Below are 22865 nucleotides of genomic sequence, written 5' to 3'. Positions count from 1 at the left end.
TCGTAAGAGAAAGAAAAAACAGTCGAAAATTTCTTCTCAACTGCTTATTTATTTGCAAAATAGTCTTCCTTGGTCAAGACATAATGAACTCTTGTCACGATTCGGCCTTCTTCATGCTGGTCCATACAAGCATATGGTTCTACATAGGAAAAAAGCATGCCTGATTTCTCCATGACCTTGCCAGATGCGGGATTAGCCTTATCGTGTAAAGCAACTAACTTATTCATTCCTAACTTCTCAAAAGCTAGCTCAATTACGGCACGATTGGCTTCTGTCGTCAATCCTTTATTCCAATACTTTTTATTGATAATGTAGCCAATAGCTGCCTTCTTTATAACAGGATCAATCTTGTGCAAGTCAATGGTTCCAATAAACTGACCATTGCTTTTTAGTTCTATTCCCCACCGTCCCAAGGAATTGGACAAGTAGAACTGAGCAATGTTATTCTTGGTTTCTTCCAAGCTTTGATTGGTTGGAAAAGTGTAGCGCGTATTATCCTTGTCCGAGGCATAGGCAAACATTGCTTCCGCATCATCCAAGGTTACAGGTCTAAGCAATAAACGCTCTGTCTCGACTATGGGATACCGAGCTAGTTTTAAAAAGATTGATTCCATACGTTTCTTCCACTTGAAACCTTTCTAATCTAATACAAGGATATTGAATAAAACATTTAAAAAGCAAACTTATAGTAGATTAAAATAAGATATGAATAAATCGATTAGGAAAGTCAAATTAATTTCTAGAAATATTTTAGCAGTCACGACGTACTATTCTAGCTTCAATCTACTATAGAGTTAGCATTGATATAACTTTAAGTACAAAAGAACTATCCTTCAGATAGAGGTTGAGGAACTAATTCTTCACTCTCTTCTTTTTTAACTGGAGCTGGTTCATAAGCTCGGATAATCTGAGCGACAACAGGATGGCGAACCACATCCTTAGCTGAAAAATGAACAAAGTCAATCTGATGGATGTTCTTGAGTTTTTCTTGAGCATCAATCAGACCAGACTTGACGTTACGTGGCAGGTCAATCTGACTGATATCTCCATTGACAATCATCTTAGAATTAAAGCCTAAACGAGTCAAAAACATCTTCATCTGCATGATGGTCGTATTTTGCGCCTCATCGAGAATGACAAAGGCATCATCCAAGGTCCGTCCACGCATATAGGCAAGGGGCGCAATCTCGATAATTTCACGCTCCATGAGACGAGTCGTTTGGTCTTTCCCCAGAATCTGATACAAGGCATCATAAACAGGTCTAAGGTAAGGATCTACCTTCTCCTTAAGATCACCCGGAAGAAAACCTAGACTCTCTCCTGCTTCCACCGCTGGGCGTGTCAGGATAATTCGTTTGACCTGCCCACGTTTAAGGGCTGTCACTGCCAAGGTAACTGCAAGAAAGGTCTTCCCAGTTCCTGCAGGTCCGATTCCAAAGGTCACATCATGCTGTTTGACACTGTCCACATAAAGTTTTTGACCCAAGGTTTTGACACGGATAGGTTTCCCTGTATTATCTTTGATAATTTCTTCTTCGTAAAGGGCAACAAACTTGTCGATTTCATCGTTTTTGACCATGCTAATTGCAGTCACCACATCTGGCGTCCCAACCGTCATCCCACGATTCACCAAAACCATCAAGGCTTGAATAACTTGACGGGCTTCCTCACAGGCAGTCTCTTCTCCCAAAACCTGTACAATCTCAGTACGAGCATGAATCACCACATCAAGCTCTTCTTCCATCAAACGAAGATGGCGTTCATTGGAACCAAAAAGATGAAACAGGTCATCTGGATGACTCAGTTGAATGTCTATTGAATGTTCCTTCAAATAAAGAACCTCTCTAATCCTTTTATTTCTTTTTATTATAGCAAAGGGGCGGAGAAATTACTAGCCCAAACCCAGTGAATCATGCTAGTGTTCTAAGTATTCTTGCCAGATAGCGTCAAAGTCTCCTAGGTTAAAAGAGAAACTGGCATGCTCCTCCAAAAAGCGACTCACCTCATCAAAATCATCGGTGTGTTTTGGGAAGGAAGACTCTTCAAAAGCTAGGTCTGCCAAGATAGCTTTAGGACTATTACTTTTAGGATTGCGCTCGGTCATGAGCCAAGTGTAAAATGATTTTCTCATAAATCTCCCTAAATCAACTCTGTCCCAAACTGGTCTTGCTTGATTTTACCAGCCTTCATTAAGCCACCTAAAGCTTTCTTGAACTGACCTTTAGAAATGCCAAAGGTTGCCTTGATGTCGTCTGGAGATGACTTATCATTTAAGGTCATGAAACCGCCATTGCTTTCCAAGTAAGTCAAAATCATCTGAGCATCATTTTCCAACATTTCAAAAGAACGTGGTTTGAGGGAGAGGTTCAACGTGCGGTCCACTTCACGGAAACCAATGACACGCGCATCTAGAACTTGTCCCAAACGTGGCTCTGCGTAACGCTCGCTAGGATGGATAAAACCAAGCATGTTATTTTCTGGCAGATAGACAAAGGTCCCTGACAGCTTGAGACGGTAAACAATGGCTGGCCAGTTTTGGTTCTGCATGTTGTTGTAGGCAGGACGAGCCAGACGTTGGAAATCTTCTTGATAAGCCAAGAGTCCCCAGATACGGTCTTTCTTGTCCACTTCAAGACGGATGTAGAGTTGGTCGCCCTTCTTAGGCCAAAGTTCCTTAAGCTCAGGGAGGATATCGAGTGACACAACGATTTCCTTGTCAGGAAGGCCTGTATCCACAAAGACACCCAAGTCTTTACGAACTTCCGTTACAGTTCCCCAACCAAATTGGTCCTGAGTGGCAGTCACTTCTATGGTTGTCAGGCGGAGTTTTTGCTTCATATCCGTGTAGGCAAAACCTTTGACCGTATCCCCTACTGTATGTTGACCTTCTTCCTTAGCAAGAGCATAGGTTTGACCATCCTTTTGCACAAAGTAAAAACGGTCGTTTTCATCGATGATCAGTCCAACGATAAAACTTGCAAGATTTGTATTCATATTTCCTTCTTTCGAATAAAACTCAGCCAGCAATGCCAACTGAGTTTTTCTGTTTATTTTTAGACTTCCAAAAGTTCTTTCTCTTTGTTAGCAGTCATGTCGTCGATGTGTTTAACAGCATCGTCTGTTACTTTTTGAATGTCTTTTTCAAGAGTCTTCAATTCGTCTTCAGTGATTTCTTTTGCTTTTTCTTGTTTCTTAGCTTCGTCCATAGCATCGCGACGGATATTGCGGACAGCCACTTTAGCATTTTCGCCGACCTTCTTCACTTCTTTAGCAAGGTCACGACGAGTTTCTTCTGTAAGTGCAGGGATAACCAAACGAATAACAGAACCGTCGTTAGCTGGTGTGATACCAAGATCAGAAGCGTTCAAAGCACGTTCGATGTCTTTCAATGAAGACTTATCAAATGGTGTTACCAACAAAACACGCGCTTCTGGAATCGTAATTGAAGCGATTTGGTTAAGAGGAGTTTCGACTCCATAGTATTCTACATGTACACGGTCAAGCAAGCTTGCATTGGCACGGCCAGCACGGATACCACCAAATTCACGAGCAAGTGATTGGTGAGACTGGGTCATTCTCTCTTTAGCTTTTTCAATAATTGCGTTAGCCATAATCTTTCTTATTCCTTTTCTTAGATATTATTTGAAACTGTTGTTCCGATATTTTCACCAAATACGACACGTTTGATGTTGCCTGGTTGGTTCATGTTGAAGACAACCAAGTCAATGTCGTTGTCCATAGAGAGGGTTGAAGCTGTTGAGTCCATGATACGAAGACCTTTATTGATAACATCACGGTGAGTCAATTCTTCAAATTTAACAGCTGTCTTGTCCTTCTTAGGATCGGCATTGTAAACACCATCTACGCCATTTTTAGCCATAAGGATAGCATCCGCTTCGATTTCAGCTGCACGAAGGGCCGCTGTTGTATCTGTTGAGAAGTAAGGTGAACCAATTCCGGCACCAAAGATAACGATACGGCCTTTTTCAAGGTGACGAAGGGCACGTCCACGGACATAAGGCTCTGCCACTTGTTGCATAGCAATAGCTGTTTGCACACGTGTATCAACCCCAACTTGTTGCAATGAATCTGCCATCACAAGAGCATTCATAACAGTCCCAAGCATTCCTGTGTAATCTGCCTGAACGCGGTCCATACCTGCTTCTGCTGCAGGTTCTCCACGCCAGAGATTTCCTCCACCAATAACAAGGGCAATTTCGATACCTAAGCTATGAACTTCTTGAATCTCTTTTGCGATTGTTTGAACTGTTTGGATATCAATCCCTACGCCACGTTCACCGGCAAGGGCTTCACCTGATAACTTGATTAAAATACGTTTATACTTGGGATTCGCCATTTTCACTCTCCTTTTTTTATCCTACCTATTTTATCACAATTTCTAAGATTTTTATAGTATCATGAGCAATTCTTTCAAAAAAATTAGACTGTTAAAAATTCCTCTAAGTCGCTAAGAGCACGCTCTGCAATTTTTTCATAACGAGCCTTCTTATCACGGATACGCTCGCCTTCCAACTCCTTGATAATTCCGAAATTGACATTCATTGGTTGGAAATGTTTGCTGTCGGCATGAGTGATGTAATGAGCCAGACTTCCAATCGCTGTCGTCTCTGGGAAAATAGCCTCGCTTTCTCCCTTGAAGAGACGAGCCGCGTTAATGCCAGCTACTAAACCTGATGCCGCTGATTCAACATAGCCTTCCACACCCGTCATCTGACCAGCAAAGAAGAGATTTGGTTGTTTCTTAGAACGGTAAGTCTGCTCAAGAAGATTTGGTGAATCCATGTAAGAATTGCGGTGCATAACACCATAACGGACAAACTCAGCATTTTCAAGACCTGGAATCATTTGGAAGACTCGCTTTTGTTCTCCCCATTTGAGGTGAGTCTGGAAACCAACGATATTGTAGAGGCTACCAGCCGCATTGTCCTGACGCAGCTGAACCACCGCATAAGGTGTTTTAAATTCTCCATCACGAGGTCCTGTGTAGTCGTCCGGATACTCAAGGCCAACTGGTTTCATCGGACCATAAAGCATGGTTTTAATACCACGTTTGGCCATGACTTCGATAGGCATACAGCCCTCAAAATACTTTTCTTTTTCAAAAGAATTCAGCGGCGCTTCTTCCGCATTGACTAAGGCTTCATGGAAATCCATAAATTCTTGCTTGGTCATAGGGGCATTGAGGTAGGCCGCCTCTCCCTTATCATAACGAGACTTGAGATAGACCTTGCTCATATCAATGGTGTTGACATCAATAATAGGTGCTGCCGCATCGTAAAAATAGAAACCATCGCCATCATTAAGGGCATGAATTTTTTCAGCCAAGGCATCACTTGTCAAAGGACCAGTCGCCACAACTGTGATAACATCTGTCGGCAATTCTGTAATTTCATCACGCACCACTTCAATCAAGGGGTGGTTAGCCACTTTTTCGGTCACCATTTGAGAGAAACCATCTCGGTCCACCGCAAGCGCACCTCCTGCAGGAACACGGGTTGCTTCAGCAGATTCCAAAATAACAGAACCCAAGCGACGCATTTCTTCCTTAAGAAGACCAACTGCATTTGTCAGAGCATCTCCACGAAGGGAATTAGAACAAACTAACTCTGCAAAATTGTCTGTTTTGTGCTGGGGTGTTGACTTGACACCACGCATTTCATAAAGTTTAACTGGAATACCACGTTCTGCAATTTGGTAGGCAGCTTCAGAACCTGCCAAACCAGCACCGATAACATTGATATAAGATTGAGACACGACACTAATACCTCTTTGGGAGTGTGAAGACAAGGTTCACATTGAAAAAGCCAATCGAACTTACTCGCTTTCGAATTTCCTGGCTCAGGCTGAAAAAGTCCCCCGGACTTTCCTCGCTCTCGAATTTCTTGGCTCAGGCTGAAAAAGTCCCCCGGACTTTTTCACTCCCACAAATCTTTCTAATTTTTTCTTCTACTAGTATAACAAAAAAAGGGAAGAAGGCAAACTTCCCTGTTTAGTCATTTTCTTGATTTTCTTCCCAGTCGTGGTAGACAGCGTAGAGCTGACTTTTATTCCACTGGTAAATCTTAGCGACTTCCTTGATAGCTTGGTTTTTCTTCATGCCTTGCTGGATACGGGCTTGGATTTCTAAAAACAAGTCCTCCTCGTCTTTTTCCTCCACATCCTGACTGGCACCTTCAACGATGAGAAGGCATTCTCCCTTAAGTGGCGTTTCAGAGATGCTTTCCAGCAATTCAGAGATCTTTCCTCTTTGGTATTCTTCATAGATTTTAGTCAATTCCCTGACCAAGACGACCGAGCGATCACCGTAGACTTCTAGCATATTTTCCAATGTATCTGCTACACGATGAGGGGATTCATAGAAAATTTGTGTTTCAGGATAGTCTTTTTTCGAGTCGAAAAATTGCTTTTGCTGGCCTGATTTTCTCGGTAAAAAGCCGTAAAAGATATGTGGCTGCGGCGCTAAACCACTGGCAATCAAGGCAGAAATTCCTGCAGAGGCACCTGGAACAGTCACAACCGCAATTTCTTCCTCAATGGCTGCCTTAACCAAATCATGACCAGGGTCTGAGATGCTAGGCAGACCCGCATCAGAAACCTGAGCAATACTTTGTCCTGCTTTCAGGAAACCAATCAAATCAGGAATTTTTTCCTTGGCATTGTGCTCATGAAAACTAATCTGCTTGGTAGAAATGTCAAAATGCTTGAGTAAAAGTCCTGTATTGCGCGTGTCCTCAGCAGCAATCCAATCCACCTCTTTCAAGGTCTGAATAGCTCGAAAGGTCATATCATCTAAATTGCCAATCGGCGTTGCCACTAGGTACAGCTTGCCGTAGAGAGACTGCCCCTTAAAACTTTTTTGAATCTGCATGCCTACTCCCTGTACAACAACTCGTCACAGAACATACATTCCTCGTCCTGCTCTCGACGTTGTCCATAAAAATCATTACATACGTGAAAACCATCTTTATAAATGCGACGGACACTTTCACGAACATGCTTAGCCTTGACAGGAGCGTCTGCCTCCACCTCACCCAAGCGTTCTCGCAACTTACTATTTTCCAAGCGAAGAGCTGTATTTTCCTCTACCAGGCTCTTGAGATTTTTCTTGATGGCTTCCACATCGGCCAAGGTCACCAATAACTGTTGGGAAAAATCGTCCAGTGCATCAAATAATTCTTTCTTATCCATAAACCAGCCCTTTCCTTTCTTTATCATTCATTCTTTGAGTTTATATTTCTTTCAAGACCAGATATTCCATGGCATTTTGAAAACTGACATTAGCCTGCCACATTTTTCTAGCTTCTAGCAAATCTTGTAAAATCTGACGAATCTTTGCTTGCAAGAGATCCTGACCACAGAGGACTTCGAGGATCCGCAAAACTTGATCTTGTTTTTCCTTGTCATCTGCCAGGCTAACTAATTTGGCTACCTGCAAATAACTCTCTCTCTTCTTGGCTAATAACCAAGTCAGTAGGCGCTCACTTTCATCCACCAAGGTCCAAAAACTAGCCTGATTGACCAACTTTTCAGCTTCAGCTCGTGATTGACAAAACTGGGCTAAGAGAATCGCTTTTTTCTTGACCAGACCTGCTTGTTCTAATTGAAGAATGAGCTTTTCTTCTTGCTTTTTAAAATGGAAAATCTGCGTCCGACTACGGATGGTCGGCAAGATCTTTTCCTCATCGCTGGTTAAGAAGAAAATGTAAACTTCACTCTGGGGTTCTTCGATGACCTTGAGCAAAGAATTGGCTGCGTTGGGATGCATTTTATCCGCCTGCTCGATAATAAAAACCTGTTGCTGGCTTTCAATCCCTGCTTGGGAAAACTGTCCCACTAATTCTCGAATCCGTTCTGTCTTGATGACCTGATTGACTGGCTTAATCAAGGTAACATCGGGAAATTCTTCCTGTTCAATCAGCTTACAGTTTCGGCATTTCTCACACGGCAAAACGCCTACTTTATCCGTACAAAAGAGGCTCTTAGCCAAAAACTGCGCCATTTCCAAGCTTCCAAAGAATCCCGAAAAGAGATAGGCGTGATTGAGCTGGTCTTGTTCTAGGATACGGACAAAGCGGTCAAACTGGTCTGGCTGCCAAGCCTTTAGTTGATCTTGTTTCATTTAGCCAAGCCCATTCTGTCAAATAAGACAGCCTTGGTCGTTTCCACAACTTGCTCCAAAGGAAGACTCGCATCAATCTTGACCATGCGATTTCCTTCTTTGTCCAGAAGAGAAAGGTAGCCTTTACGAACTTTTTTGTGCAAGTCTAAGCCTTCCATGTCCAAACGATTGACCTCGCGGTCACTATTAGCAGCAATGCGAGCCAGCCCTTCTTCCACCTCAATGTCAAAATAGAGGGTCAAATCGGGTTTAAGGCCATCTGTCACAAAGTGATTGAGCCAATCAATGGCATCAATATTCAAGCCACGACCAAATCCCTGATAGGCAACAGAACTATCGATGAAACGGTCCATAATGACCAACTTACCAGCTCCAAGAGCTGGAAGAACTTTTTCTACCAAATGCTGTCTGCGACTGGCGATATAGAGAAGAAGCTCTGTTTTAGGATCCATCTGAGTATGACTTGGATCTAAAATCACTTCCCGAATCTTCTCTCCAATCAAGACTCCACCTGGCTCACGGGTCGTCAGTACCTCTACTCCTTTTTCCTCTAAAATTGGGAGCAGAGCCTCTAAAACACTGGTTTTTCCTGCTCCCTCTGGTCCCTCAAGAGAGACTAAAAATCCTTTTGACATGTCTAACTCATTTCTTTTTTTCTACCTTCTATTCTATCAAAAAAATAGGTTTTTGTGACAATCTTTTTGCGTCTTCTCCATTCATTCGACCATAAAAGAGGCTGGGAGTCATCCAACCTCTTATTTACCTAGTTCTTGTGTTCGTTTATAGGCTTGATGAACTGCGTCCATGACTGTGCCTCTAAAGGCATGTTCTTCCAGACTTGCTACACCAGCGATAGTCGAACCGCCTGGGCTACAAACTTGGTCTTTCAATACTCCAGGATGTTGCTGACTTTCAAGAACCAATTGCCCAGCTCCTACCACAGTTTGAGCCGCCATTTTCAATGCCGTTTCTCGTGGCAATCCCGTCTGAACACCTGCATCTGCCAAGGCTTCGATAAAGAGATAGACAAAGGCCGGTCCACAGCCTGCAAGACCTGTCGCTGCGTCGATTAAGCCTTCTCCCAGTTCAACCAAGAGACCAGCCTTATTTAAAAGCTGACAAAAGAGCTCACTGTCCTCAACCCTGCAATTAGGAGACAAGGCATAACTAATCACTCCTTGTCCGATAGAAGCAGGGGTATTTGGCATCATACGAATAATTCTGTGGTGACTTGGTATAAGAGTTGCTAGTTTTTCCAAGGTCAATCCGGCTGCCATGGAAATCAAAAGAAGACTTTCTCTTTTTTTAAGGATGGTCTGGTATTGAGAAAGCAGTTCAGAAAACTGAGCAGGCTTAACTCCTAGAAAAATCACATCTGCTTCTGCAAAAATTTCTTCATTGCTGGAAGCCTGACCACCGAAGTTGACAATGAAAGCATCTACCTTGACTTGACTACGATTGGCAAGGAGAAGGTCATCGCCCGTCTTAGCCTGCAAGACAGCCTTAGCCAAACTAGCACCCATATTCCCCAAACCGATAAATCCAATCTTCATCTCTTACTCCCTTATCTGTCCGTCACCAGTAACCACATACTTGTAGCTAGTCAACTCCTTCAAGCCCATTGGACCACGCGCGTGCAATTTCTGAGTAGAAATCCCCATTTCACAACCAAGACCAAATTGGCCACCATCTGTGAAACGAGTTGAGGCATTGACATAGACGGCTGCTGAGTCCACTTGATCTGTAAAGTAAGCTGCAGCTTCAGCATTCTCCGTCACAATGGCATCCGAATGATGGGTACTGTGGGTTTCAATATGAGCAACTGCTTCTTCTAAACTGCTCACAACCTTAACAGCTAGTACATAGTCTAAAAACTCGGTGTCAAAGTCTTGGGCCTCAGCTACTCGACCTGAAACAAACTGACTTGCTGTGCTATCTACACGGAATTGAATTGGCTCCAGTCCAGCTTCCTTGCGCTCTGCAACTAGAACTTGCTCCAAGCGAGGAAGGAAGCTTGCTGCTTTGTCTTCATGAACAAGTAGAACCTCCATGGCATTGCAGACAGAAGGACGACTAGTTTTGGCATTGTTGATGATAGACAGTGCCTTGTCCTCATCTGCGTCCTTATCGACATAAACATGGACAATCCCAGTTCCTGTCTCGATAACTGGTACAATCGCATTCTCAACCACTGCATTGATCAAACCAGCCCCTCCACGAGGAATGAGCAGGTCTAGATAGCCCTTGGCCTTCATCATAGCATAGCTACTTTCACGGCTGGTATCTTCCACTAGTTGAATCACATCTGGATGAATGGTCGTTGTCTCCAAACCCTTCTTCAAGGCTGTGACAATGGCATGGGCCGTTTGATAGGCATCCTTACCACTACGAAGAACAACTGCATTTCCACTTTTAAGAGCCAAAGCAGCCGCATCAGACGTCACATTTGGACGGCTTTCATAGATTATACCAATAACTCCCATAGCTACACGTTTCTTGGTGATAACCAAGCCATTTTCAAGCTGACTTGTTTCCAAAACTTCACCGATTGGATCTGGTAAAGCAACCACTTCACGAATCCCGGTTGCCATTGCTTCTATACGACTTGCATCCAAATAAAGACGATCCAGCATTACATCTGAGATTTTACCCTTAGCAGCTTCCATATCAAGGGCATTGGCTGCTAAAATTTCCTCAGTAGCTGCTAATAAGTGATCAGCCATGGCTAGCAAGGCTTGGTTTTTCACCTCTTCACTAGCTGTGTTAATCGATTTTTTAACAGCCTGTACCTGTTCAAATTGTTCTTGTGTACTTACCATAATTTACCTCTAAAATTCTGTAAAGAGTAGTTGGATTTCAGGAGTAATGGAAATCCAATCGTCACGGTGAATCAAGACACCTTTGGCTTTTTGAGAACGCAACATATCCTCCAAAGCAGATGCTCCAAATTGCACGCGTCCTTTTCCAAGTGATTTTCCACTTTCCTTGTCAAATACTGTCACAATATCACCGTAAGAAAAGGCCCCTTCTGCGTCAACTACACCAGATAAGAGAAGACTCTTTCCATGTTGGGAGAGAGCTTCTGCAGCCCCTTTATCAACCCAAATAGAACCCTGACTCTGAGCATAAAAAGCCAGCCATTGTTTCTGGGTACGAAGTCCCTTCTCTTGAGCAACAAAGTAGGAACCATCCTTAGTCTCCTCAGCTGCTTCAATCATGGCATCTGTCTTCAAAGATGAGCAGATATAAACAGGAACTCCTGATTCTGTCGCAATAGTTGCAGCTTTGATTTTTGTAAGCATGCCCCCAGTTCCGTTTGAAGAACCTGCTCCACCTGCCATATCAATAATCTCACGATTGATGGTCTCGATTCGCTCCAAGCGTTTGGCTCTTGGGTCTGAATTAGGATTTCCTGTATAGAGACCGTCTACGTCTGTCAAGAGGACCAAAAGGTCTGCTTGGACCATGGCTGCAACCTGTGCACTCAGAGTATCATTGTCCCCAACCTTGAGCTCATCAATGACGACACTGTCATTCTCGTTGATGATAGGAATCGCTCCACGGCTAAGTAGAACTGACAAAGCCTGATGGGCATTTTTATAACGGCGCTTATCCACAAAGTCATCCTGGGTCAGCAAGATTTGTGCAGAAACGATTTGGCGCAAGAGAAGATTGGTCGTGTATTCTTCCAACAAAAGCCCTTGTCCTACCGCTGCTGAAGCCTGTTTATCAGCAATCTTAGTCGGACGCTTTTTAAATCCTAAGGCCCCAAAACCTGCAGCAATGGCACCTGACGACACCAAAATCAATTCATGACCAGCTTCGTGCAACATAGCCAATTGCTGGGTAATAGCCTTTACCTTACTACGTGATAAACTTCCATCCTCATTTGTCAGAGAAGAAGTCCCCACCTTAAAGACAATCCGTTTGTATTTCATAGTCTCACTCCGATTCTTCATATTTATCCATTATAACATGAATGGCAGGAAATAGAAAAGAGTTGATAGGAAAAAGAAGGCCCTAAAACCTTCTTTTTTACTGCTGTTCTGATTCCGATTTATTTGCACTTGTTTCAGTGCTTTGTGAAGTTGAAGAAGTCAAATCTTGACTAGTTGAAGAACTTGTAATACTTTCGTGTTGACTCGTTTCTTTATTTTCAAGATCTTTTTTCACTACTTCATTGGATTCTTTTATTTCTGAGTTACTTGTATCTCTAGTTGTAGCAGATTTCTCTACCGGAACATCCACTAACCAGGCACCACTTGAATCAACAGTATAGCCTTCTGGTGTCTTACCGTTCACAAGTAATTGACCATTTTCTTTCAAGAAGTACCATTTATCCTTGTCTTTAATCCAACCAACAGCTCGTGAACCGTCTTCCTTATAGAAATACCAATCATTTGCCTTTTTAAGCCAGCCTTGCTTCATAGCTCCTGATTCTTCTAGATAGTAATGATGACCAGAAACTTCTATCTCGCCTGTCTTCATGGTACCAGTAGAATCCATATAGTACCAGGTTTCTTTATCTTTTACCCAGCCCGTTTTCATTTCCCCTGATTGAGCAAAATAGTACCATTGTCCATCAATCTTACGCCATCCTGTTATCATATCCCCATCATTTGATAGATAATAGGTCTGACCGCCAGTATTAAGCCAACCAGTCTCCATCTGATTTTCTTTGTTGAAATAATACCAGCTTCCATTGATTTTCTTCCAATTTTTAGCAGATGCACCAGAGTCTGTCAAATAGAACCAACGATTGTTCCATTTTTTCCATTGATTCTGTAACAAGATACCCGTTTGGTTGAAGTAATACCATTCACCCTTGATTTCATTCCAACCAACTGCATATTCTCCTGTAGAGTCAGGCGCTTGATACCACCAGTTTCCATAAGCACTCTTATGCCAACCAGCTTGAAAACTTGGAATCTGCTTGTAAGAAGTTGAAATATTGACAAAACCATCTTGTCGAATATCAAAAACTGTCGCATCATAGTCTTTGCTGGCTGCGTTAATTCTCTCAATTCCTCGTTCTTTGAGCCAATTGACATACTCACTATCAACACCATTTTTCCAAGGTAAACTATCCGAAGTTTGAACAATCAAACTCGGACTCAAATTTTTAATGAAATCCTTGGTGTTTGATTTATTGGTATCATAGTGATGATTAAACTTCATCAAATCAACTTTTCCAATGAGAGGACCATACTTGTCTTCTGCTCCATGAGCATTATCCAAATCTCCTCCGAGGTAAATTTTCTTACCATTGACTTTCACTACACTAATCAAAGAATTAGAATTGTCATCCCAAATTTTCTTTAATTCACCTGATGAATCAGTTTCATTTTCATAGTTATAGAGTTGAATATCCATGTCCCCAAACTGAAAATGAGCATCTCCTTGTGTAATGTTTTGAATAACTGAAACACCTTTTTCTGCAGAAGTCTGTAAAACCTTATCATAGCCATACAGATTATCCCATAGATGAGTTGGTGTTGTAATCCGACTATCAGAGTATTTTTTCATGTAGATACGACCAACTGGATAGGTTTGCAGTAACTCATCAACGTTTCCAATATGGTCACTATGGGTATGGGTTACCAAAATAAAATCAAGTTTTTGGACACCCAATTCCTTTAAATGTCGCGAAACACGATCTGTCAGAACATGCTTATAAGATGTTTCAATTCCTTCTCTCCATGGGTAACGAGAATCACTTCCATCTGGGAAATCATAATCTTCTCCTGTATCCACCATGGCAAAATGTCCATTACTTTCAAGAATGATCGCATCACTGCCACCTTCCTGAACATTTATAAAGTGGATTTTATTTCCTGAACTTTCTTGAGCTTGAACATTCCCATGAAATGACAAGCATAAAAAAGCACCTGCAAGTGCTAAACTAGTTAATTTCTTTTTCATTCTTACTTTCTCAATCTCTCCAATGTTTCCTTAAAAATCTCTGGGATATCTGCTGTAAATTCCATGGTCTCACCTGTTCTCGGATGGGTAAAGCCTAGAGTCTTGGCATGGAGAAATTGTCCATGTCCTTTCAAAGTCTTGCGAGGACCATAGACCTCATCACCAGCGACTGGATGGCCAATATAAGCCATGTGAACACGGATTTGATGAGTGCGTCCTGTCTCTAGCTGCAACTCTACCAAGCTGTAATCACCAAAACGTTCCAAGACGTGGAAACGGGTCACTGCAGGCTTCCCTTTAGCAGTCACAGCCTGTTTCTTACGGTCTTTTTCACTACGGCCAATCGGAGCTTCAATCACACCACGATCATTAGGCAGATTTCCATGAACAATAGCCCAATATTTGCGGAGAGACTTTTTATCCTTGAGTTCTTGGGCAAGTGCTAGATGCGCCTCATCGTTTTTAGCAATCATGAGAAGGCCAGACGTATCCTTATCAATACGATGAACAATTCCTGGGCGTAGAACCCCATTGATACCCGACAAGTCCTTAATATGATACATAAGGGCATTTACTAGAGTTCCACTAGTATGACCAGCACTCGGATGCACCACTATCCCCTGAGGTTTGTTAACGACGGCCACATCCTCATCTTGGTAGATGATATCTAGCGGAAGATTCTCAGCCACATACTCTAAGACCTCCGGCTCTGGTACATGGTAAGTGACGACATCACCCTCTTGAACTGTGTATTTAGCTTTCTTGACTTGACCATTAACCAAGACCTGTCCTGATTTGATTTGTTCATTCGCGAGACTACGTGATAATTCTGTCAAATCCGACAAAGCCTTATCTAAACGCAGGCCACCAGTTTCAATTTTAATTTCCATTTATTTCCTCTTTTAGCATTGCAATCAATAAAATAATCACTCCAACAGTCAGATAGCTATCTGCCACATTGAAAATTGCAAAATTGATAAAGTCCAAGTGAAACATATCCACAACAAAGCCCTGACTTACCCTGTCAATAAAGTTTCCAAGACCACCTGCGATAATCAAGGTCAAACCCAAGACCATCCAGAATGAGTCCTCCATGTGTTTATGTAGATACCAAATGGCACCTACCACGACAACCAGGGTAATGACAGCGAATAACAACTGCTGATCTTGTAAGATAGAAAAGGCTGCACCTCGATTTTGCAGGTAGGTCAAACTAACGAAATTGGGAATCCAAGAGCGTACTTCACCCAGTGGAATCTGCTGGACGATATAGGATTTTACCAACTGATCAAGCCCAATCAAAAGTAGTACAATGACTGCCACTATTCCTCTTTTTTTCATGATTTCCTCTTCTGATTAAAATATTCTTGCATGACTTCTACAAAGAGAGTCCCAGCTTGACTCAGCTCCACTTCTTCACGTTTAACATAGACCATGCGATTATCTAGGTTATCCTTGAGACGAATGACTGTAATCCCATTGACACTGTCACTATCTAAAAATCCGGAACCTGTTGCATAAGCGTCCGTCCGCTCCAAAATACCATTCAAAGTAGCACGGTCTGTCACATTGAACATCTGCGAGCTCGCACTGGTATCAACAAAGTTCTCTGAATAATAAAGGTACTCGTCTTTTTCTTGAGTGAAACGAACCGTTGGTAGATCAGCTAAATCCTCCATAACCAATTCCTCTTTCTGAGCCAAAGGATGCCCCTCGCGGAGATAAATGTGGGTATGGAAGGAAATCAATTCAATGACCTCCAGACCTAGCTTTTCAACCCGTTGCATAATACCTTTTTTATTTTGATTGTTGAGGTAGATAATCCCGATCTCACTATGCCCTTGCGCTACTTCATCTAAAATTTGAACAGTAGTTGATTCAAAAATACGAAAGTTCTTATAATCAGGATAGCGCTCTGAAAAGGCCGTAATGGTTGGTGGCAAGAAGTCATAGTGCTGACTAGCAATGGAAAATTCATCCTTTTCTTCCTCAGGATTGGCATACTGATTTTGAAAAATATCAAATCCTTTAACCAATTCTTGCGCTTTTTCATAAAATTCCATACCACGACGAGTCAAGAAAGTCCCTGAGCTGGTCCGACGGAAAATCTTAAAGCCCAACTCTTTTTCCAAATCACGAACAGAAATAGACAGACTCGGCTGACTAACATACATCTTTTCAGCAGCTTCACGAAAAGTACCGCTATTCGCAATAGCCACAACATAGCGTAATTGTTGAATGTTCATCTTCTACCCCCAACTTCTTTATCTTTTCATTATACCATATTTTAGAAGTTTTCCAAAAAGGAAAAAAGTCTGGAAATTTTCAAGTCTAAGCGAATACTCTAATACCCCAATACAAGAATTAGAATGATATCTTTTTTCAGTCCTCATTTTATTTCAAACAAATAAAAACAGCAAATCTTGTTGATTTACCGTTTAAAACATGATACAAGAAAACTCTCTAAAAATTTCTTTTATTCTATAAATCAACTAGAATAAGCTTCTTCAACCCTATTCGCTATATCTGGACTTACCTCCCAAATCCCAACATAGGGTTGCTCAATATACTGTTTTTCTTTCATAGTATATAGATAGGCTACACTATCATTTTCTTCATTCTGATGAGTGAATTTGATAATGATGTAATCTTTAACATTTGTCGGTTGATCATTGAAACTCTCCAAAGTTGTAGATTTGGACTGTTTCTGTATCTCCTCAATCAATTTTGAGATTTCTTCTCTCTTGGTTATAGTTTTAATATCTTCAGAGATTGTTTTCTGCAGGGAAATTACAGAGATCGTTTCAGGTTCAGGAAGAATAAGTTTTTTGTTACTAACGCAAGCAGATAAAACAAGAAAAGAGATTGAACAGACTATCATTATGATAATTTTTTCATATAGGCTCACTCCTTTCCATATTCCTGCTTCCTTACTCAGATACAATTATAATATCAAATCTTAGCAATTTTTACAATATCTTATTCCCTTATAAAATTCATTATTGTAAAAGTTTTACATTCAACTATTTTTTCATTGTAAAATAAAGTAGCCGATAAATTCTCTTCTTACATATGGTTTTAAAATATGGGTACCAAAATGGGTATCAAAATAAAAAAATAGGCTCTCCGAAAACTCGGAAAGCCTTATTTAATGCTACTTCTAGCTTCCTCGCCTTTATATTTTAAGGCTCGGGATAAAAAGGTTCACTGGACCTTTTTATTTAGCGATTGGGTAAACAGAAACCTGCTTTTTATCGCGTCCTTTACGTTCAAAGCGTACTACGCCCTCAACTTTAGCGAACAAAGTATCGTCTCCACCACGTCCAACGTTTACACCTGGGTAGATGTGTGTACCACGTTGACGGTAAAGGATTGATCCACCTGTTACAGTTTGTCCGTCAGCTGCTTTAGCTCCAAGACGTTTCGCTTGTGAATCACGTCCGTTTGATGTAGAACCTCCACCTTTTTTGTGGGCGAAAAGTTGCAAGTTGTTAAGAGTCATTTTTAACATAATGTTTTCCTCCGTGTTAGTTTTCTGTGATAACTCTGGTTTGGACGAACTCTGAAGAGTTCTCCGATAAGTTTGCCATACCTAAGAAAAATGATTCAAAGAATAACTGGGTCATTTCTCTCTGGTGTGAAGGAAGATCTTTTGGTATTTCAACCATCAGATAGCCACCTTCATCTTCGTTTAATTCTAGGATTGGTTCATAGCCTGCAAATTTCTCAATAGAATTGATAAAGTTAATGGCAAGCGTAGAAACCGATGCACACACGACATCTAAGCCGTATTCGCCACTCTCGGCGTGTCCAGTAATTTCCGCACTCCTCAGCTCGCCATCTTCGGCTCTCTCAAAGACTGCCTGTATCATGTGTTCTCCTTAAAATTAAGCGTTAATTGCGTTGATGACAACTTTTGTATATGGTTGACGGTGACCTTGTTTACGGTGGCTACCTTTTTTAGGTTTGTACTTGTAAGTAACAACTTTCTTTTGTTTTCCTTGTTTTTCAACAGTTCCAACTACAGTAGCTCCAGCAACAAGTGGAGTTCCGACAACAGTGTTTTCACCACCAACAAGAACAACTTCGTTAAAAGTAACTTCTTGACCAGCTTCAACGTTCAATTTTTCAACGTAAACTGCTTGACCAACTTCAACTTTAACTTGTTTTCCGCCAGTTTTGATAATTGCGTATGTGCTCATTATGCACCTCCTATGATTTTTATGGGTTTCCCCGAATTTTTTGTGAAGACTCGCCTAGCATCGTGGGACGAACCACTTAAACTTGAATAATCAAGCAACGATGTTCGTGCGGTTGCACAGGATCGTGCATAGTCAACTCTTCAAGTATAGCATATCTCCTATTTTCTTACAAGTAATAACACCTAAAATGAAGCTTTTTCTTTTACTTTTTTCCGCCACGAAGCAAAAAGCATGCTGAGGTAAAAAATGCTCATCATAATAGGAACACCAAGAATGGTCTTTTCATGATAAAAAATCGTCAAAGAGGCTGAAAAGACAACGCCAAGGACAAAACTACTAAATAGGCTAACAAATATGAACCCTTCACGCAAAAAAGGAGTGTGCTTGGTTCGGAAATAATCTCCAAAAGCCAGCATGGTTCGTTTGATATTCCCTGTCATAAAGGCATTATTGTAGGCAATACCCGAAACCTCACCAAAAGCAGTTGTCACCAATCCCATACAGAAAGCCAAGGGCGGCACTAGATAGATATTATCTACAGTTTGCGGCACAAAACCAATAATGATTGATAAGATTGCCAAAGGAATCAGTGACAGAATTGGCTTTTTCACAATTCTCAATTTTTCCTTATAAACAGTTAATAAAAAGACCCCCATCATAAAAGCTAGTAAGGTCATTACTTTGGCACTGGCATCTGACACATTGTGTTGAATGAGTCCCACTGATAGAAAGACGACATTCCCAGTTTGTCCAGCTACAAGAGTATTCCCTCGCAAAATAAACGTATAGGCATCTACATAACCTGCACAAAAAGTCAAAAAAAGCGCTAGCCTCTTAGACTGACGTGATATTTTTCTTATAGGTAATAACCTCATTTTCCCTCCCATTTCATTTACTCATCTCATTATTGTACCACTTTCTTTGGAAAAGACCTAGTAGCTTATTTGAAATTTTTTCCCCTCTGTTGGATAGTCCCGTCTATCTATGTTATAATGAAAGAAAGATTTGAAATCGGAAAAGGAGTAACTATGCTTAAATTAGGTGTCATCGGAACAGGGGCTATCAGCCACCACTTCATAGAAGCAGCCCATTCCAGTGGAGAATACAAGCTGGTCGCAGTCTATTCTAGAAAACTAGAAACTGCGGCAACCTTTGCTTCTCGCTATCAAAATATCCAACTCTTTGATCAAGTAGAGGACTTCTTCAAGAGCTCCTTTGATGTGGTCTATATTGCTAGCCCAAACTCCTTGCATTTTGCTCAGGCAAAAGCTGCATTGTCTGCAGGTAAACATGTCATTCTTGAAAAGCCAGCTGTCACTCAGCCACATGAATGGCTAGATTTGAGACATACAGCTAAGAAAAATCACTGTTTTATATTCGAAGCAGCTCGCAATTACCATGAAAAAGCTTTCACTATCATCAAAAACTTTTTAGCAGACAAGCATGTGTTGGGAGCAGATCTCAACTATGCCAAGTATTCTTCTAAAATGCCTAACTTGTTGACTGGGGAATCACCAAATGTCTTCTCAGACCGTTTTGCTGGTGGAGCGCTTATGGATTTGGGGATTTATCCTCTCTACGCTGTCGTTCGTCTCTTTGGAAAAGCTCAAGACGCGACCTATCAGGCTCAACAGCTATACAATAGCATTGACCTAAATGGAGACGGAATTCTCTTCTACCCTGACTTTCAAGTTCATATCAAGGCTGGGAAAAACATCACTTCCAATCTCCCTTGCGAAATTTATACGACAGATGGAACCCTGACGCTCAACACCATCGAACATGTCAGCTCGGCTATTTTTACCGACCATCAAGGCAATCAAGTCCAACTCCCTATCCAACAGGCTCCTCATACAATGACTGAGGAAGTCGCTGCATTTGCACACATGATCCAGCAACCAGATCTGAATCTCTACCAAACTTGGTTGGAAGATGCAAGTTTTGTTCATGAACTACTATTTACCATGCGCCAGACTGCTGGCATTAGATTTGAGGCAGAAAAATGAAAAACAAACTACCGACTGAATGGCAAGAACTGAGTGACCAACTCGGTTTCCAAGAATTCACTCCCATTCAAACCCAACTATTTGAGCCCCTTCTTGCTGGAGAAAACCTCCTAGGAGTGAGCCCAACAGGAACTGGTAAGACCCTAGCTTACCTTCTACCAAGTCTTCTCAGACTACAAAAGAAAAAAAACCAACAACTCTTGATTCTAGCACCAAATACTGAGCTTGCTGGACAGATTTTTGATGTATGTAAAACGTGGGCTGAAGCTATCTGCTTAACTACCCAACTCTTCTTATCAGGTTCGAGTCAAAAACGTCAAATTGAACGACTCAAAAAAGGACCAGAAATTCTGATTGGAACCCCTGGCCGTATCTTTGAACTGATTAAATTGAAAAAAATCAAGATGATGAATGTGGAAACCATCATCCTGGATGAATTCGACCAATTACTAGATGATTCTCAGATACACTTTGTCGAGAAAATTACTCACTACGCACCTCGTGACCACCAACTTGTCTATATGAGTGCGACAACCAAGTTTGACCAAAAGAAGATTGCGCCTAACACACGTACCATTAATCTCTCTGATCAAAAACTGGACAACATCCAGCACTTCTACATGCAGGTAGAGCAACGTCACCGAGTGGATATGCTACGAAAACTGGCTCATGTAGAGGATTTCCGTGGTCTAGTCTTCTTTAACAGCCTATCAGACCTTGGAAGTGCAGAAGAAAAACTACAATATCGGGATATCCTGGCTGTTTCCCTCGCTAGTGATGTCAATGTCAAATTTAGAAAAGTCATCTTAGAAAAGTTTAAAGACAAGCAACTAACCCTACTTCTTGCAACAGACCTTCTGGCACGTGGAATTGATATCGATAGCCTAGAATGTGTCGTAAACTTTGATGTTCCTAGAGATATTGAAACCTACACTCACCGTGCTGGCCGTACAGGTCGCATGGGTAAAGAAGGATATGTTATCACTCTCGTCACTCATCCAGAAGAAATCAAAAAACTCAAAAAGTTTGCAAGCGTACGTGAAATTGTCTTGAAAAACCAAGAACTCTATATCAGATAAAGCTCCGTTTGCTCTATGCCCATCAAGTGTATAGAGCTTTTTTGTGTACAATTCTTCAATTTTAGTTCAATATCAGAAAAAAAGAACCTTGCATAGCAAGATTCTTTTAGTGTCTGACTTAAATAATTGTTCTTCTGGGAACTAAATCGAATTAAGCTTCGATTTCTGTAACCATACCTGAACCAACAGTACGTCCACCCTCACGGATAGAGAATGTAGTACCTTGTTCTACGGCGATTGGGTGGATCAACTCAACGTCGATTGTCACGTTATCACCAGGCATTACCATTTCAGTACCTGCTGGAAGTTCGATTGAACCTGTAACGTCAGTAGTACGGAAGTAGAATTGTGGACGGTAGTTGTTGAAGAATGGAGTGTGACGTCCACCTTCTTCTTTAGTAAGGATGTAGACTTCACCTTTGAATTTAGTGTGTGGGTTGATTGAACCTGGTTTAGCGATAACTTGTCCACGTTCAATTTCATCACGTTGAACACCACGAAGAAGGACACCTACGTTATCTCCGGCAAGACCTTCGTCAAGTTGTTTACGGAACATTTCAACACCAGTAACAACTGCTTTTTGAGTTTCTTCTTTGATACCAACGATTTCGATTTCGTCGTTGACTTTAACGATACCACGGTCGATACGTCCTGAAGCAACTGTACCACGTCCAGTGATTGAGAATACGTCTTCGACTGGAAGAAGCAATGGTTTGTCAGTGTCACGTTCTGGTTCTGGGATGTACTCATCAACTGTGTTCATCAATTCCATAACGATGTCTTCGTATTTAGTGTCACCTTCAAGGGCTTTAAGAGCTGAACCTTGGATAACTGGAAGATCGTCACCTGGGAAGTCGTATTCTGACAATAGGTCACGGATTTCCATTTCAACCAATTCAAGCAATTCTTCGTCGTCAACCAAGTCAACTTTGTTCATGAAGACGATAAGGTGTTTAACACCAACCTGACGTGAAAGAAGGATGTGCTCACGAGTTTGTGGCATTGGTCCGTCAGTTGAAGCTACTACAAGGATAGCACCGTCCATTTGAGCGGCACCAGTGATCATGTTTTTAACGTAGTCCGCGTGTCCTGGAGCGTCGATGTGAGCGTAGTGACGTTTTTCAGTTTCGTACTCAACGTGCGCAGTGTTGATTGTGATACCGCGTTCGCGTTCTTCTGGAGCAGCATCGATAGACGCATAGTCTTTAGGTTGGTTAACTGATGAAGGCAAGCGACGTGCCAAAACAGTTGTGATAGCTGCAGTTAGGGTAGTTTTACCGTGGTCAACGTGTCCGATAGTACCAATGTTAACGTGTGGTTTACTACGATCGTATTTTTCTTTTGCCATTTGAGTAAAAGCCTCCAATAAAATATATTTTATAGATAGACAGTAGGCAATACAGTCTAACTTTCCTTACTATTTTATCAAATTTCAGCTAAATTGCAAGTGTTTTACAAAGTTTTTGTGAATTATTCTTAATCTGCTAATCTAAACGGTATTTCTACTCCCATCACT

General features: G+C 41.5%; 26 protein-coding genes, 1 pseudogene and 1 other annotated feature. Of the genes and pseudogenes, 3 read left to right on the top strand and 24 right to left on the bottom strand.

Going from position 1 to position 22865, the window contains the following annotated elements; genetic code table 11:
- Positions 1-44: 44 nt before the first annotated feature.
- The 18 genes from M1G05_RS02165 to M1G05_RS02080 form a co-directional block, all read right to left on the bottom strand.
- Positions 45-614, bottom strand: coding sequence for a GNAT family N-acetyltransferase (locus M1G05_RS02165; protein ID WP_247952978.1), 570 nt, complete (start codon positions 612-614; stop codon positions 45-47).
- A gap of 212 nt (positions 615-826) precedes the next feature.
- Entirely contained in the window at positions 827-1831 is a 1005-nt protein-coding gene (locus M1G05_RS02160; RefSeq protein WP_247952977.1) for a PhoH family protein, read from the bottom strand.
- An 84-nt stretch (positions 1832-1915) separates the two neighbouring features.
- Positions 1916-2131 carry a YozE family protein gene (locus M1G05_RS02155; RefSeq protein ID WP_001232089.1) on the bottom strand — a complete coding sequence of 72 codons (216 nt, stop codon included), beginning with the start codon at positions 2129-2131 and terminating at the stop codon, positions 1916-1918.
- A gap of 8 nt (positions 2132-2139) precedes the next feature.
- On the bottom strand, positions 2140-2994 hold the full coding sequence (gene cvfB, locus M1G05_RS02150; RefSeq protein WP_001095435.1) for an RNA-binding virulence regulatory protein CvfB: 855 nt from the start codon (positions 2992-2994) through the stop codon (positions 2140-2142).
- Between the two features lie 59 nt (positions 2995-3053).
- The gene (gene frr / locus M1G05_RS02145; protein WP_001262225.1) at positions 3054-3611 is read right to left on the bottom strand and encodes a ribosome recycling factor; all 558 of its coding nucleotides are present in this window, start codon (positions 3609-3611) and stop codon (positions 3054-3056) included.
- 20 nt (positions 3612-3631) lie between these two features.
- On the bottom strand, positions 3632-4357 hold the full coding sequence (pyrH, locus tag M1G05_RS02140; protein WP_000002995.1) for a UMP kinase: 726 nt from the start codon (positions 4355-4357) through the stop codon (positions 3632-3634).
- Between the two features lie 83 nt (positions 4358-4440).
- On the bottom strand, positions 4441-5775 hold the full coding sequence (gene trmFO, locus M1G05_RS02135) for a methylenetetrahydrofolate--tRNA-(uracil(54)-C(5))-methyltransferase (FADH(2)-oxidizing) TrmFO (RefSeq protein ID WP_000083709.1): 1335 nt from the start codon (positions 5773-5775) through the stop codon (positions 4441-4443).
- Between the two features lie 235 nt (positions 5776-6010).
- Entirely contained in the window at positions 6011-6889 is an 879-nt protein-coding gene (rsmI, locus tag M1G05_RS02130) for a 16S rRNA (cytidine(1402)-2'-O)-methyltransferase (protein ID WP_247952976.1), read from the bottom strand.
- Between the two features lie 2 nt (positions 6890-6891).
- Positions 6892-7209: a DNA replication initiation control protein YabA gene (yabA, locus tag M1G05_RS02125; RefSeq protein WP_000358227.1), complete on the bottom strand. Its 318-nt coding sequence runs from the start codon at positions 7207-7209 to the stop codon at positions 6892-6894.
- A 40-nt stretch (positions 7210-7249) separates the two neighbouring features.
- Positions 7250-8140, bottom strand: a complete 891-nt coding sequence (locus tag M1G05_RS02120; protein WP_139689898.1) for a DNA polymerase III subunit delta' — start codon at positions 8138-8140, stop codon at positions 7250-7252.
- Positions 8137-8775 carry a dTMP kinase gene (gene tmk, locus M1G05_RS02115; RefSeq protein ID WP_139689899.1) on the bottom strand — a complete coding sequence of 213 codons (639 nt, stop codon included), beginning with the start codon at positions 8773-8775 and terminating at the stop codon, positions 8137-8139. The genes M1G05_RS02120 and tmk overlap by 4 nt, the downstream gene beginning before the upstream one ends.
- 120 nt (positions 8776-8895) lie before the next feature.
- Positions 8896-9693, bottom strand: coding sequence for a pyrroline-5-carboxylate reductase (gene proC, locus M1G05_RS02110; protein WP_247952975.1), 798 nt, complete (start codon positions 9691-9693; stop codon positions 8896-8898).
- A gap of 3 nt (positions 9694-9696) precedes the next feature.
- Complete coding sequence (locus tag M1G05_RS02105) at positions 9697-10959, bottom strand: glutamate-5-semialdehyde dehydrogenase (RefSeq protein ID WP_247952974.1); 1263 nt, start codon at positions 10957-10959, stop codon at positions 9697-9699.
- A 9-nt stretch (positions 10960-10968) separates the two neighbouring features.
- The gene (gene proB, locus M1G05_RS02100) at positions 10969-12078 is read right to left on the bottom strand and encodes a glutamate 5-kinase (protein WP_247952973.1); all 1110 of its coding nucleotides are present in this window, start codon (positions 12076-12078) and stop codon (positions 10969-10971) included.
- Positions 12079-12175: 97 nt separating this feature from the next.
- Positions 12176-14062: a phosphorylcholine esterase CbpE gene (gene cbpE / locus M1G05_RS02095; protein ID WP_070527304.1), complete on the bottom strand. Its 1887-nt coding sequence runs from the start codon at positions 14060-14062 to the stop codon at positions 12176-12178.
- Positions 14063-14064: 2 nt separating this feature from the next.
- Positions 14065-14952 (bottom strand): RluA family pseudouridine synthase, encoded by an 888-nt coding sequence (locus tag M1G05_RS02090; RefSeq protein WP_247952972.1) that lies wholly within the window; start codon positions 14950-14952, stop codon positions 14065-14067.
- Positions 14942-15403, bottom strand: a complete 462-nt coding sequence (lspA, locus tag M1G05_RS02085) for a signal peptidase II (protein WP_000745686.1) — start codon at positions 15401-15403, stop codon at positions 14942-14944. Before lspA ends, M1G05_RS02090 begins: the two co-directional genes overlap by 11 nt.
- Complete coding sequence (locus tag M1G05_RS02080; RefSeq protein ID WP_001025697.1) at positions 15400-16308, bottom strand: LysR family transcriptional regulator; 909 nt, start codon at positions 16306-16308, stop codon at positions 15400-15402. Before M1G05_RS02080 ends, lspA begins: the two co-directional genes overlap by 4 nt.
- Here M1G05_RS02080 and M1G05_RS02075 point away from each other — a divergent pair.
- Positions 16301-16375: pseudogene (locus M1G05_RS02075) on the top strand (AraC family transcriptional regulator); the annotation flags it as partial. The gene M1G05_RS02080 and the pseudogene M1G05_RS02075 sit on opposite strands and share 8 nt — an antisense overlap.
- Positions 16376-16550: 175 nt before the next feature.
- Here the strand turns inward: M1G05_RS02075 and M1G05_RS02070 are convergent.
- The 5 genes from M1G05_RS02070 to M1G05_RS02050 form a co-directional block, all read right to left on the bottom strand.
- The gene (locus M1G05_RS02070; RefSeq protein ID WP_371512707.1) at positions 16551-17006 is read right to left on the bottom strand and encodes a DUF5301 domain-containing protein; all 456 of its coding nucleotides are present in this window, start codon (positions 17004-17006) and stop codon (positions 16551-16553) included.
- 273 nt (positions 17007-17279) lie between these two features.
- Positions 17280-17573, bottom strand: a complete 294-nt coding sequence (rpmA, locus tag M1G05_RS02065) for a 50S ribosomal protein L27 (protein WP_000916509.1) — start codon at positions 17571-17573, stop codon at positions 17280-17282.
- Between the two features lie 16 nt (positions 17574-17589).
- Positions 17590-17934: a ribosomal-processing cysteine protease Prp gene (locus M1G05_RS02060; RefSeq protein ID WP_000613699.1), complete on the bottom strand. Its 345-nt coding sequence runs from the start codon at positions 17932-17934 to the stop codon at positions 17590-17592.
- Positions 17935-17949: 15 nt separating this feature from the next.
- Positions 17950-18264, bottom strand: coding sequence for a 50S ribosomal protein L21 (rplU, locus tag M1G05_RS02055; RefSeq protein ID WP_000109141.1), 315 nt, complete (start codon positions 18262-18264; stop codon positions 17950-17952).
- Between the two features lie 36 nt (positions 18265-18300).
- Positions 18301-18388: a sequence feature (ribosomal protein L21 leader region), on the bottom strand.
- Positions 18389-18446: 58 nt separating this feature from the next.
- Positions 18447-19151, bottom strand: coding sequence for a YoaK family protein (locus tag M1G05_RS02050; protein WP_247952971.1), 705 nt, complete (start codon positions 19149-19151; stop codon positions 18447-18449).
- A gap of 141 nt (positions 19152-19292) precedes the next feature.
- On the opposite strand from M1G05_RS02050, the gene M1G05_RS02045 reads away from it, so the two are divergent.
- Both M1G05_RS02045 and M1G05_RS02040 read left to right on the top strand, forming a co-directional pair.
- Complete coding sequence (locus tag M1G05_RS02045; protein ID WP_247952970.1) at positions 19293-20270, top strand: Gfo/Idh/MocA family protein; 978 nt, start codon at positions 19293-19295, stop codon at positions 20268-20270.
- Positions 20267-21349, top strand: a complete 1083-nt coding sequence (locus tag M1G05_RS02040; protein ID WP_000791756.1) for a DEAD/DEAH box helicase — start codon at positions 20267-20269, stop codon at positions 21347-21349. Before M1G05_RS02045 ends, M1G05_RS02040 begins: the two co-directional genes overlap by 4 nt.
- A gap of 151 nt (positions 21350-21500) precedes the next feature.
- Here M1G05_RS02040 and tuf read toward each other — a convergent pair whose 3' ends face one another.
- Positions 21501-22697 carry an elongation factor Tu gene (gene tuf / locus M1G05_RS02035; RefSeq protein WP_001040726.1) on the bottom strand — a complete coding sequence of 399 codons (1197 nt, stop codon included), beginning with the start codon at positions 22695-22697 and terminating at the stop codon, positions 21501-21503.
- Positions 22698-22865: the final 168 nt, after the last annotated feature.

It is taken from the genome of Streptococcus mitis, assembly GCF_023109515.1.
Lineage (GTDB): Bacteria > Bacillota > Bacilli > Lactobacillales > Streptococcaceae > Streptococcus > Streptococcus mitis_CS.
The sequence above is the reverse complement of the archived record's forward strand: the minus strand, read 5'-3'. Positions and strand labels throughout refer to the sequence as shown.

Coding starts and splice junctions, on each gene's coding strand:
- M1G05_RS02105 (WP_247952974.1), bottom strand. CDS start 10,959: ATGGTAAGTACACAAGAACAATTTGAACAGGTACAGGCTGTTAAAAAA.
- M1G05_RS02050 (WP_247952971.1), bottom strand. CDS start 19,151: ATGGGAGGGAAAATGAGGTTATTACCTATAAGAAAAATATCACGTCAG.
- M1G05_RS02060 (WP_000613699.1), bottom strand. CDS start 17,934: ATGATACAGGCAGTCTTTGAGAGAGCCGAAGATGGCGAGCTGAGGAGT.
- rpmA (WP_000916509.1), bottom strand. CDS start 17,573: ATGTTAAAAATGACTCTTAACAACTTGCAACTTTTCGCCCACAAAAAA.
- pyrH (WP_000002995.1), bottom strand. CDS start 4,357: ATGGCGAATCCCAAGTATAAACGTATTTTAATCAAGTTATCAGGTGAA.
- M1G05_RS02045 (WP_247952970.1), top strand. CDS start 19,293: ATGCTTAAATTAGGTGTCATCGGAACAGGGGCTATCAGCCACCACTTC.
- M1G05_RS02120 (WP_139689898.1), bottom strand. CDS start 8,140: ATGAAACAAGATCAACTAAAGGCTTGGCAGCCAGACCAGTTTGACCGC.
- lspA (WP_000745686.1), bottom strand. CDS start 15,403: ATGAAAAAAAGAGGAATAGTGGCAGTCATTGTACTACTTTTGATTGGG.
- tmk (WP_139689899.1), bottom strand. CDS start 8,775: ATGTCAAAAGGATTTTTAGTCTCTCTTGAGGGACCAGAGGGAGCAGGA.
- rplU (WP_000109141.1), bottom strand. CDS start 18,264: ATGAGCACATACGCAATTATCAAAACTGGCGGAAAACAAGTTAAAGTT.
- M1G05_RS02080 (WP_001025697.1), bottom strand. CDS start 16,308: ATGAACATTCAACAATTACGCTATGTTGTGGCTATTGCGAATAGCGGT.
- cbpE (WP_070527304.1), bottom strand. CDS start 14,062: ATGAAAAAGAAATTAACTAGTTTAGCACTTGCAGGTGCTTTTTTATGC.
- tuf (WP_001040726.1), bottom strand. CDS start 22,697: ATGGCAAAAGAAAAATACGATCGTAGTAAACCACACGTTAACATTGGT.
- proC (WP_247952975.1), bottom strand. CDS start 9,693: ATGAAGATTGGATTTATCGGTTTGGGGAATATGGGTGCTAGTTTGGCT.
- rsmI (WP_247952976.1), bottom strand. CDS start 6,889: ATGCAGATTCAAAAAAGTTTTAAGGGGCAGTCTCTCTACGGCAAGCTG.
- M1G05_RS02165 (WP_247952978.1), bottom strand. CDS start 614: ATGGAATCAATCTTTTTAAAACTAGCTCGGTATCCCATAGTCGAGACA.
- M1G05_RS02155 (WP_001232089.1), bottom strand. CDS start 2,131: ATGAGAAAATCATTTTACACTTGGCTCATGACCGAGCGCAATCCTAAA.
- proB (WP_247952973.1), bottom strand. CDS start 12,078: ATGAAATACAAACGGATTGTCTTTAAGGTGGGGACTTCTTCTCTGACA.
- M1G05_RS02040 (WP_000791756.1), top strand. CDS start 20,267: ATGAAAAACAAACTACCGACTGAATGGCAAGAACTGAGTGACCAACTC.
- M1G05_RS02090 (WP_247952972.1), bottom strand. CDS start 14,952: ATGGAAATTAAAATTGAAACTGGTGGCCTGCGTTTAGATAAGGCTTTG.
- yabA (WP_000358227.1), bottom strand. CDS start 7,209: ATGGATAAGAAAGAATTATTTGATGCACTGGACGATTTTTCCCAACAG.
- frr (WP_001262225.1), bottom strand. CDS start 3,611: ATGGCTAACGCAATTATTGAAAAAGCTAAAGAGAGAATGACCCAGTCT.
- cvfB (WP_001095435.1), bottom strand. CDS start 2,994: ATGAATACAAATCTTGCAAGTTTTATCGTTGGACTGATCATCGATGAA.